Source organism: Flavobacterium arundinis (assembly GCF_038289855.1).
Taxonomy (GTDB): Bacteria; Bacteroidota; Bacteroidia; order Flavobacteriales; family Flavobacteriaceae; genus Flavobacterium; species Flavobacterium arundinis.
This window is the reverse complement of sequence record NZ_JBBYHR010000001.1, coordinates 95303-106536: the sequence shown is the minus strand read 5'-3', so window position 1 is coordinate 106536 and position 11234 is coordinate 95303. Positions and strand designations below refer to the sequence as shown.

Here is an 11234-nt window from a genome sequence, read left to right as displayed (position 1 = left end):
ACTTTATCGAAAGTAAAAAGCAATTCCTCCTGCCTGTTATCATTATCAGAAAGCCCTTTTGAAAACCAGCGTAAAGCAACTGCCTTCTCCGGGAGTGCTTGCCGCCGTTATCGTCCCGCCCTGGGCTTCCATAAATTCCTTACTGATAGCGAGGCCCAGGCCGGTGCCTTCTTTTTGGGTTCCCGGTACACGGAAATACTTATCGAATATCCTGCTGATGTAATTTTCAGGAATGCCCTGGCCATTATCTTTTACCGTTAATTTGATAGTATGTTCCTCTTGTACAGCCCTTATTGTTACTACCGAATTTTCATAGGAATACCGGATCGCATTAGAGATAATGTTAGAAATGATCCATTGCGTTTTCCCGGCATCGGCAAGGATCTCAGGAAAACCTAAAGGAACATCGGTTTCCATCTGGATATTTTTTGCAGTCGCCTGTACCTTATTGCTTTCTATGCTCTCGGCTACTAGGGTTCCCACATCGCAGGATGCTACTGTAAGGCTGGTCTTTCCGGTCTCTACCTGGGTGATGTTAAGCAATTCACCAGTAGTGCGTAACAGGCGGTTGGTATCATCCTTGATGCTTTCTACAAGGTTTTTCTGCTCTGCATTCAACCTGCCCGTTTTTTGGTTCTCAAGCAACTGCAGGCTCATCTTCATAGACGAAATAGGTGTTTTGAACTCATGCGAAACGGTGGCTATAAAATTTGTTTTTGCTGCGTCAAGCTCTTTATAGGCCGTAATATCCCTGAGGATAATCACAGAACCGATCTTCTTTTTATCCGTTTCGCCCGTAGGCACTATCGATATTGGAATGATGTTTTTTTCAAAGTAGCTTTCCCGTCCGTTAGCATAAATTTTCAGTGCCTCTTCTTTTTCGGCTATGGTATCCGGAAGTATGACGTCTTTTGTAAGATTGCGCATCAGGTCGTTAATCAATGCAGCCTCCTGTGCGGGCCTGCCAATAAGGTCGCTGCTCTTAAAACCCGTAATTTTCAGGGCCTCATCATTAGCAAAAAGTATCCTGTGGTTTTCATCCAGTCCTATAACCGGATCCTGCATATTATTGATGAGCGTGTCGATACGCTTTTTCTCAATCATAATTTTAGAAAGGTTGCTGGCGCTGTATTCCTGGAGCTTTTCGGCCATGGTATTAAACGATTTTGCAAGCTCGCTAAATTCATCATGCCCTTTAAAATACAGCCTTTTCGAATAATTCTTAGCCGCTATCTCCTTTATGCTTTCCGTAAGGTCACGGATAGGGTTTGCTATATAACCCGGCAGGTTGACTATCAGGGTGAATCCGATGATAAAGCAGAAGGAACTGACCAATGACATCCACAACAAGGAGTCATCTGCAGTTTGGCTTGCGGTGTTGCTTTTGCGTTGTATGGCATCCATGTTCAGCTTCATGATGCTGTTCAGGTCGGCGCGTACTTTTTTTGTTATTTCGGCATTACCCGGTTGCTTTAAAAGGGCTTCATAATCTTCTGCAAGGTCGTTAGTCAGTTCCTGCTCACCGGTTTCTGTCACATTGTTTTTTTGCAGGTCGAGATACGTTTGGAATTTTTCAGTGGCTTTTTCTTCATTACCGATATTATCAAGCACCTTGTACATATTGCGGGCGTGTTCCAGCGATTGGTAATTGGCCACAAGAATATTTTTAGTATCGCCTGATAATAGCCTTACCTGCCTGATGCCCAGTCCCGAAAGGATGGTGATCATCAGGAACAAAAGGCACATCGCGAATATAAGTTTCGTTTTGATTTTCATGGTCATGACAAAATAATAAGGTCAATATCACTCGAAGATAATTTATTTAGGAGCTCATTGAAAATGTTTGTTGACAAAATTACCTTAACCAGTGTAAGGCGTGGCTTGCCAATGCATATTGTTGTTACTTTCAGGGTTTCGGCCTGCTGCGTTATAGTCCGTGCTACATTATTGTTTTCTACCTTTATGACTTCAGCGCCCAATTGTGTTGCCAGCTTAAAATTATTGATCAGGTGGCGTTGCTTGTCTAAAGGTATTTTGTCGCTGCTTTCTTTTGGGGTTTGTACATAAAGCACAAACCATTTACTATGGTAGTAATTAGCTAATCTTGCTGTTTTTCGGATAACGGTTTTTGCGGTCTGCGGGTTGCTGCCGATGCACGCCAAAAAGCGCTCGTGCCGTAAGCTGCCGGTCCCGGTAATTTCATTCTCAACTTTGCGCTCGACCTGGCTTGCAACTTCTTTCAGGGCAAGTTCGCGCAGTTGAAGAATATGGTCTGCTTTAAAGAAGTTCCTGAGGGCGGCCTGTATTTTATCTTCGGTGTATATCTTGCCTTCTTTTAGGCGCGTAATGAGCTCATCGGCGGTAAGGTCAATGTTTACCACTTCATCAGCAGCCTTTAGGACACTGTCCGGAACGCGCTCCTTAACTTCGATGCCGGTGATTTCCTTAATGTCATCATTCAGGCTTTCAATATGCTGTATGTTTACCGCACTGATCACGTTAATACCGGCATCCAGTATTTCCATCACATCCTGCCAGCGCTTCTCGTTTTTGCTGCCTTCTATATTGGTATGGGCCAGCTCATCTACAATCACCACTTCCGGCCGAAGGTTGATGATCGCCTGCAGGTCCATCTCCTCGAGGTGCTTGCCCTTATAGAATAAGGTCCTGTTGGGTACGATGGGCAGTCCGTCCAAAAGGGCATGGGTTTCTTTGCGGTTATGCGTTTCAACAAAGCCGATCTTTACGTCAATGCCATTTCGCAACAGTGAATGGGCTTCCTGAAGCATACGAAAAGTTTTGCCTACACCGGCACTCATGCCGATGTAGACCTTAAACTTTCCTTTCCTTGATTTCTGGATCAGGTCAAGAAAATGCTTTACATTATTTTCTTTTTCTTTATCCACATTTATAGCCTGAAGTTAACAGCAAGGGTAACCCTGTTCTCCGACTTTTTCAGGTCTGCCGCCCATGGCGTAGTACCCGTTGGCCCGTTTGTCCATCCGCTGGCCGATGTTGTGCCACCTGAACCTGTAAAGTAAGGTATGCTTGAGTTCCTGAAGCCATACTCAATACGGAAGGTTACAAAATCGCTGGGCATAATATCGAAAGTAGAGGTGAACTGGAATATCCGCAGCTTGTCGCCATTGGCAAGGGCATTGTCATAATTGTTAGGGATGTCGCCTGTAGCGGCAGGGGTGAAAGCAAGGTAAGGCGAGGTGTTTACACCATTCACAACCGATTGGTTGGTCATATAATCTGCCCTGAGGCTCAAAGCCATCTTGTTTTTGTTAAACCATATACGGTTAGCCAGTGAGGTTCCTACCATAAAATTTTCGGATGCTTTAACCTTATCGCCCTCCTCATTATTGCTTTGGAAGCCGTAATGGGAGTTAAGGCTAAAGGCAGCCTGGGATATTCCTGTAGCTTCAGGATTTTTGTAGTAGCGTGCCACAATGCTGTTGTCATGGTGAAAACGCAGCCTTTGTGACTGGTTGCCCTGTGTATCCGGATTTTGTGTATCGCGGCCTAAGTAGAAATTGGCAACCAATTGCAGGTTTTCATTTGGCCTGTAATACGTTGAGCTGCCAAGCCCGGGACTATTGCTGAAACTGTTATACGATTGCCAGCCGTTCAGTAGCCAGATTTCTGTTTTCAGTTTTTCAGAAGGGAACATCTGGACACGTGCACCGCTAAAATAGAATGGCGTGAAGTCACACAGCATACTCCTTTGGTAGTTCCAGTTTTCCTGTGTTACGTAACTTTCAAGGCCAATATAGCTCATGAAAATACCCATCTCAATGTTGATGCCGTGCCATACGTCAAAGTGGTAACCGGCAGCAGCCTCACGGATGTTCTTCAGGTTGTTGATGCTGGTATTTCGCCCCCTGAATACAGACCCGTCCACATCGTTAACAACTGCGCCCATCTGTCCATACTGCAACCAAACGCGTCCGATTATATTCTTGTAATTGGTTTCGAAACCAATGCTTGCAAGGTTAACGGTAAACTCATTGTGGCGGCCCATAGTTGCAGATATTGTTTGCGTATTATCTATCGGGTTGGCAAAGTTATAGTTGTAATACGTGTCGGCATACAGCACACCTGTAAGTATTGTTTCGTCATCTTTGTCTTTAAGGGTGAGCGGGAAATTTTTCTGCCTGTTCTGCCCATTCACCCAGGTTAAGTCCATGCCTTCAAAGGGCGCTTTTTTAGCGACCAGGGTATCCTGTGCCTGTAATGCAAGTGAGGTAATTAATAGTAATACGATTGTGCTTACTGTTTTCATAATAGGGATTAAAATTTGTTTGAGTGTATATTTGTTTTTAGTGTTTGTTCTTGTCGAGTTTATCGAGGGCAATGTTAAGTTCCAGGACATTTATCTTTTCAGGGCCAAAAAGCCCAACAAGCGGTTTATCCGTATGGTTTTCTATCAGTGTTTCCAGTTCAGAAACCTTAATGTTCCTTTCCCTGGCAATACGCTTCATCTGGAATTTTGCCGAAAGCATCGATATGTGCGGGTCAAGGCCGCTTGCGCTTGCCGTTACCATATCTGCCGGAATGTCTTCGCGCTTCATATCAGGGTTTTGTATCAGGATCGTGTCTATGCGTTTTTCTACTTCAGCAAGGTATTCAGGGTTGGATGGCCCTTTGTTGCTGCCACCGGAACCGGCTGCATTGTAGGCTACCGCCGATGGCCTGGAGTGAAAATAACCCTTTGCAGTAAATGACTGCCCAATATTCGAATAATAAGCCCTGCCGGTGTCTGTAATTATGTTCCCTTTGCCACTATTCGGCATTACCTGCGCCATGCCATACACAATAAAGGTATAAATTCCTGAGAAGCAAACAAGGCATACCAAAGTAAGTTTCAGGGCCTGTAAAAATGTTTTTTTCATGATGTTTAATTTAGATAAATAGTGCTACTGCAATGTCGATAAGCTTTATCCCAATGAAAGGCACAATCACCCCTCCAAGGCCATATATCAGGAGGTTGCGCCTTAATAATGCCGATGCCCCGATAGGCTTGTAGGCCACGCCTTTTAATGCCAACGGGATAAGGAACGGGATGATTATCGCGTTAAAAATAACCGCTGATAGTATAGCGCTCTCCGGGCTGTGCAAGTGCATGATGTTCAGTCCCTGTAATGCCGGTATAGCTGTAATGAAAAGAGCAGGGATGATAGCGAAGTATTTCGCTACGTCGTTGGCAATACTGAAGGTGGTCAACGTTCCCCTTGTCATAAGCAATTGCTTACCTATCTCCACGATCTCAATAAGCTTGGTAGGGTCATTATCAAGGTCTACCATATTGCCCGCTTCTTTGGCTGCCTGCGTTCCGCTGTTCATGGCAACGCCCACATCGGCCTGGGCCAGGGCAGGAGCGTCATTGGTACCGTCGCCCATCATCGCGACCAGCTTACCGCGCTGCTGCTCTTCTTTTATGTAGTTCATCTTATCTTCCGGTTTTGCTTCGGCTATAAAGTCGTCTACTCCTGCTTTTTCTGCAATATATTTCGCCGTAAGCGGGTTATCACCTGTAACCATCACTGTTTTTACACCCATCTTGCGCAGCCTGTCAAAGCGTTCGCTGATACCTGTTTTAATGATGTCCTGTAATTCGATAACGCCAAGTACCTTTTCATTCTCACAGACTACCAGCGGTGTACCGCCGTTTGAGGCAATTTGCTCCACTTTCATTTTTACCATGTCAGGGAATTCATTGCCGCTGCCTTCCACTATTTTCCTGATAGCATCAGAAGCGCCTTTGCGAATCCTCCGTCCTTCAAAGTCTACCCCGGAAGTCCTGGTCTCTGCACTGAATTTTATGAATGTTATGTTTTTACCCTCATTGCCCGACGGGGTTATTCCTGCCAGTTCGATGATGGATTTGCCTTCAGGAGTTTCATCCCCCAGGGAGCTTAATACCGCTGCTTCTATAAAATCTTTTTGATTCAGTCCGTCCACAGCATAAAAATGCGTAGCCCTCCTGGCCCCGAAAGTGATAGTACCTGTCTTATCGAGAAGCAATACGTCAATATCACCTGCGGTTTCTACTGCCTTGCCCGATTTCGTGATCACATTGGCACGCAGCGCCCTGTCCATGCCCGCTATCCCGATTGCTGAAAGCAGTCCGCCTATAGTGGTCGGTATCAGGCAGACAAATAGCGCAATGAATGCAGCTATAGTGATGGGGGCATTAGCAAAATCTGCAAACGGTTTTAAGGTAACACACACTATAATGAATACTAAGGTAAAGCCGGCAAGCAGGATCGTCAGGGCTATTTCGTTAGGTGTCTTTTGCCTTGAAGCGCCTTCTACAAGTGCGATCATCTTATCAAGAAAGCTTTCGCCCGGCTCTGTTGTTACCATTACTTTTATCTTATCCGAAAGCACTTTGGTACCGCCGGTCACAGAGCTTTTATCGCCACCGGCCTCACGTATCACCGGGGCAGATTCTCCGGTTATGGCACTTTCGTCTATGGTGGCAATACCTTCAATGATCTCGCCATCAGTTGGTACGGTATCCCCGGCCTCGCAGATGAAAACATCTCCTTTTTTAAGGGTTGAGGATGGCACCATCTGTATCTCGTCAAGGTATATATCGCCTAAAAGCTCAATTTTCTTGGCAGGGGTTTCTTCCCTGGTCCTGCGCAGCGAGTCGGCCTGTGCCTTTCCGCGTGCCTCGGCTATAGCTTCGGCAAAATTGGCAAACAAAAGTGTAAAAAGCAGCACCAGGAATATCGTAAAGTTATAGGCAAAGGTGCCCTGGCTTTGCTCACCTGTAAGTATCCATATCAGGACACATAGCATAACTGCGGTGCCTATCTCTACGGTGAACATTATAGGGTTCTTTACAAGGCTTTTTGGGTTCAGTTTCAGTACGGACTGCTTTAATGCCTCAAGCACCAGTTCCTTCTGAAACAATGATTTATTTTGGGTTTTCATGTTACGTTTTATTAAGCAAGTGAAAAGTATTCGGCTATAGGGCCAAGCGCAAGGGCAGGGAAGAAGGACAGGGCAGCTATGATAAATATCACGGCAAACACCATCAGCCCAAAAGTAGAAGTATCTGTTTTAAGCGTTCCCGCGCTTTCAGGCACGTGTTTCTTGGATGCCAGTATCCCTGCTATCGCAATAGGGCCGATTATCGGAAGGAACCGGGAGAGCAGCAATACTACACCCGTGGTAATATTCCACCATGGGTTGTTGTCGCCAAGGCCTTCAAAACCGCTCCCATTATTGGCAGATGATGAGGTGAACTCATAGAGTATCTCACTGAAGCCATGGAACCCCGGATTGTTGAGCGTACACGCCCCATACTCAGGATAGGCAGTAGAAAGCGCTGTACCCGATAATATTAGCAAGGTGTGCAGCAGGGCAATGATCATGGCGATCTTCATCTCGCGGGCCTCGATCTTCTTGCCCATAAACTCAGGGGTTCGCCCAACCATCAGCCCACTGATGAAAACCGCAAGTATGATAAAGATGTAAAAGTTGAGCAATCCTACGCCACAGCCTCCGTAAAAGCAATTGACCATCATGGCCAGCAGCTGCATCGCACCCGATAACGGCATTGCACTGTCATGCATCGAGTTTACCGAGCCTGTAGAAATTACTGTGGTGGCAATGCTCCAATAGCCGGAAGCCGCAGCGCCAAACCGTACTTCCTTTCCTTCAGTCGCCCCGGCCGAAGTATCAATCCCCATTTGGCTTAGCGCAGGATTCCCATTCATTTCAGCGATAACGGTAGGCACTGCCAAAAGCAAAAAACCAACTGTCATTACGCCAAAGATCATATAAGAGAGCTTCCTGCGTTTCACGTAGAAGCCCAGTGCGAATATCATAGCAAACGGAACGATCATCTGGGCAATCATTTCTACCATATTGGTAAAGTAATTCGGGTTTTCGAACGGGTGCGCAGAATTGGTACCGAAGAAACCGCCGCCATTCGTTCCGATATGCTTAATCGCTGTAAAAGCGGCTACCGGCCCTGTTGAGACCTGTACATGCTCACCTTCCAGGGTTACCATATCCTGTTTCCCTTCAAATGTCATGGGGGTGCCGTTAAGCAATAATAATATCGCTGTAATAAGTGATAAGGGTAAAAGTATACGCGTACATGATTTTACAAAATATACATAGAAGTTACCGAGTTTTTCGGTGGTGCGCTCCTTTAGCGCATTGAACAGTATCGCTGCGGTGGCGAGGCCTGTAGCGGCCGATGCAAATTGCAGGAACATCAGGAAGAGCTGGCCAAGGTAACTCAGGCCGGTTTCCCCTGAATAGTGCTGCAGGTTACAGTTAACCACAAAAGATATTGAGGTGTTAAAGGCCAGGTCGGGCGACATATTTGGATTGTTATCCGGGTTCAGCGGCAACCATCCCTGGCACATCAGCACAATCATACCGAGGATAAACCATATAAAGTTTATGGATAGCAGTATTTTAAGATGCCTTTTCCATCCCATTTCCTCATTGTGGTCAATACCCCCCAGGCGGTAAATGAGTTTGTCAATTGGATTGAAGACTGCATCTGCAAAGGTTTTCTCATTAGAATATACTTTCGCGATATACCTTCCCAGCGGTATTGCCAGGGCCAGGGTGAGGGCAAACATTATTATAATTCCTAAGATCTCTGTATTCATTGTTTTTGGTGTTTGGTGATCATAATATTATGATGGATAACTAAAATTTTTCGGGACGTATCAGTACATAACAGATGTACACAAAGACGAATAGGGCGATGATGAATAGTGCTGCCATAATTATATCTTATCAAAAAAGTCTATTGATTTAAAGCAAATTGCGAAAAGCGCGATGCCGGTAACGGCAAGTACAGCGGTTAGTGCCATAAGTTTGTTTTTAAAGTTATACGCCTGATGCGTTTATTTGCATGTTATACTCCTTGCGCAGTGACTGCGGAAACAGGTTGGCGATGCTGCAATTATGGACTTCCATAAAAGTTGAAACCGAAAAAACATATACATTGCTGATCGCATTCCTCGTTTCAGCGCTGCCGGTAAGCAGGAGCTTTTCGGCTACGGCAAGGCATTTTTTTGCCCTTGCGATATTGCCGGTTATAATCAGTGATTTTGTAAGGTCTGCGAATTTCTGTGCTTTGTAATGGACAGATTTGGCGGTATTTCTCATTTTGATAATTAATTTTGAGTTCATGCCACTTATGCCAAATAGCGTACCCTTGTAGTAATGATAGATGCAATGCCTTGTAAACTAAGGGTATTAGCGATTTTTGGTTTTGTTCCAAAATAAAAAACCCTATCAAAACGATAGGGTCGGCATATCAAAACGAGTTGTTTGGATCAATTCCCTACGGGAAAGATCTTCCACAGGAGAAAATTAGGCTACCAAAATAAATTCCCTGACGGGAAATCCAGTAGCAAGTCCATAGTCTATCGCGTAGCGATTTAATTTCGGTAGGAATGATATGTGGAAGGAGTAAGTTTCCCGTAGGGAATTAATGAATTTACACCTATTTCCGTTTACGAGATCTGGTATTCCTCCAGCTTCCTGTAAAGGGTTGTCAGGGCAATATTGAGCAGGCGGGCCGTCTCGGTCTTATTGCCGCTGGTATGGTTGAATACCTTGCGAATGTGTATCTTTTCGGCAGAAGCCAATGAAAAAGCAGACAATGTCTTGTCGTCCTTCACGGGATCTGTTTCCCTGTATTGTATTTCAGAAGGGAGACTCGATGGAGTAAGCATGGCACTGCCTTCAAGGATAACACTGCGCTCGATCACGTTCTTAAGCTCACGGATATTCCCCGGCCACGGATGGAGTTTCAATAAGTTTATAAAATCATCCGAGGCACCAACTAATTTCTTATTGGTCTTGAGCGCGAATTGCTTAAGGTAGTGCAGCGCAAGCGGTTCTATATCAGCAATTCTTTCCCGCAATGCCGGAAGCTGTATGGTAAATACGGAGAGGCGGTAAAAAAGGTCCTGCCGGAAATGTCCAGCCGCGATCTCTGCAGCCAGGTTTCTGTTGGTTGCGGTAATGATCCTTACATCGATCTTTGTCACTTTACTTTCACCGACCTTAATGAACTCGCCATTTTCAATAACCCTGAGCAGTTTTGCCTGAAGTTCCAGGGCCATTTCGCCTACCTCATCCAGGAAGATTGTACCGTTATTTGCTTCCTCGAACAAACCTTTCTTATCTTTCATGGCACCGGTAAATGCACCGGCCTTATGGCCGAACATCTCACTCTCAAGCAAATCATGGCTGAAGGCAGAGCAGTTGATAGCGATAAAGTTTTTGCCGTTCCTGCCGCTCGCCTGGTGGATAGCCTGTGCAAAAACTTCCTTACCCGTACCGGTCTCCCCTGTAAGCAGTACGGTCGTATCGGTAACTGCCACTTTCCGGGCTAAGTCTATGGCATTCGTTATAGCTTTTGAAGTGCCGATAATGCCGTTAAATGAATATTTATTCCCCAGTTTTTCTTCAAGCTGCTGCACACGCTGCGACAATGCTGATTTTTCCAGCGCCCTGTGCACCAGCGGGATGATCTTGTTATTGTCATCGCCCTTTACGATATAATCAAAGGCACCGTTCTTTATGGCCTGCACACCGTCGGGGATGTTGCCATAGGCAGTGAGCAGTATCACCTCGGTAGTGGGGAATTTGGATCTGATGATCCCGGCCATTTCAACGCCGTTGCCATCAGGCAGCTTTACATCGCACAGCACAAGGTCGATCTCGTGCTGTTCAAGTTTTTTCAGGCCCGATTTGCAATCGCCAGCCTGCAAAACCTCAAAACCTTCCAGCCCGATAATACGTGCCATCAGGGTTCTCAGCTTTTCTTCATCGTCAATTATCAGGATCTTTTTCACGCAGCAAATTTAGTGAAGATTTCCCATTTTAAAGTTTCTTCAGGGCAGGAATCAAAATTTGTATTTTTCGGACATTTCGTTTTCATTTCTGAATTATTCAGAAACAAAATCTGATTTGAGGCAAAAAGAGGGGAATGATATTATTTAATATGGCTATTCACGATGCGTCAGCACGAGCATAGTAAGTAGGTCAGCAGAAAAAATAAGTACGTTAATAATCAGCAATGCAGCAACACTGATCACAGCTATTTTAAAAATAACTTTGGTATGTTTACCGGCTGCTACCTGAAAACCGGCCTTGGGTTTAATAGTGCCAGCCTTATCTGCCCTGGTTCTTAATTGCTGTATCATAGTTATTTTATTAACTCTTACAGCAAATTT

10 protein-coding genes are annotated in these 11234 nt (G+C 45.2%); all 10 read right to left on the bottom strand.

The window, feature by feature from the left end; all coding sequences use genetic code 11:
- Window positions 1-45: 45 nt before the first annotated feature.
- The 10 genes from AAEO56_RS00460 to AAEO56_RS00420 all read right to left on the bottom strand — a co-directional run bounded on the left by AAEO56_RS00460 (window position 46) and on the right by AAEO56_RS00420 (window position 11204).
- On the bottom strand, window positions 46-1782 hold the full coding sequence (locus AAEO56_RS00460; protein WP_341695041.1) for a sensor histidine kinase: 1737 nt from the start codon (window positions 1780-1782) through the stop codon (window positions 46-48).
- Window positions 1779-2906 carry a sensor protein KdpD gene (locus AAEO56_RS00455; protein ID WP_341695040.1) on the bottom strand — a complete coding sequence of 376 codons (1128 nt, stop codon included), beginning with the start codon at window positions 2904-2906 and terminating at the stop codon, window positions 1779-1781. The genes AAEO56_RS00460 and AAEO56_RS00455 overlap by 4 nt, the downstream gene beginning before the upstream one ends.
- 2 nt (window positions 2907-2908) lie before the next feature.
- Window positions 2909-4288, bottom strand: a complete 1380-nt coding sequence (locus tag AAEO56_RS00450) for an outer membrane beta-barrel protein (RefSeq protein ID WP_341695039.1) — start codon at window positions 4286-4288, stop codon at window positions 2909-2911.
- 37 nt (window positions 4289-4325) lie between these two features.
- Complete coding sequence (locus AAEO56_RS00445; protein WP_341695038.1) at window positions 4326-4898, bottom strand: K(+)-transporting ATPase subunit C; 573 nt, start codon at window positions 4896-4898, stop codon at window positions 4326-4328.
- A gap of 10 nt (window positions 4899-4908) precedes the next feature.
- Entirely contained in the window at window positions 4909-6948 is a 2040-nt protein-coding gene (kdpB, locus tag AAEO56_RS00440; RefSeq protein WP_341695037.1) for a potassium-transporting ATPase subunit KdpB, read from the bottom strand.
- A gap of 11 nt (window positions 6949-6959) precedes the next feature.
- Window positions 6960-8648: a potassium-transporting ATPase subunit KdpA gene (kdpA, locus tag AAEO56_RS00435; protein ID WP_341695036.1), complete on the bottom strand. Its 1689-nt coding sequence runs from the start codon at window positions 8646-8648 to the stop codon at window positions 6960-6962.
- A gap of 40 nt (window positions 8649-8688) precedes the next feature.
- Window positions 8689-8766: a potassium-transporting ATPase subunit F gene (locus AAEO56_RS19265; RefSeq protein ID WP_407934945.1), complete on the bottom strand. Its 78-nt coding sequence runs from the start codon at window positions 8764-8766 to the stop codon at window positions 8689-8691.
- A gap of 105 nt (window positions 8767-8871) precedes the next feature.
- A complete protein-coding gene (locus tag AAEO56_RS00430; protein WP_341695035.1) occupies window positions 8872-9153 on the bottom strand; it encodes a DUF7674 family protein in 282 nt (93 codons plus the stop codon).
- A 350-nt stretch (window positions 9154-9503) separates the two neighbouring features.
- A complete protein-coding gene (locus tag AAEO56_RS00425) occupies window positions 9504-10853 on the bottom strand; it encodes a sigma-54-dependent transcriptional regulator (protein WP_341695034.1) in 1350 nt (449 codons plus the stop codon).
- 153 nt (window positions 10854-11006) lie between these two features.
- Window positions 11007-11204 carry a hypothetical protein gene (locus AAEO56_RS00420; protein ID WP_341695033.1) on the bottom strand — a complete coding sequence of 66 codons (198 nt, stop codon included), beginning with the start codon at window positions 11202-11204 and terminating at the stop codon, window positions 11007-11009.
- Between the last annotated feature and the right edge of the window lie 30 nt (window positions 11205-11234).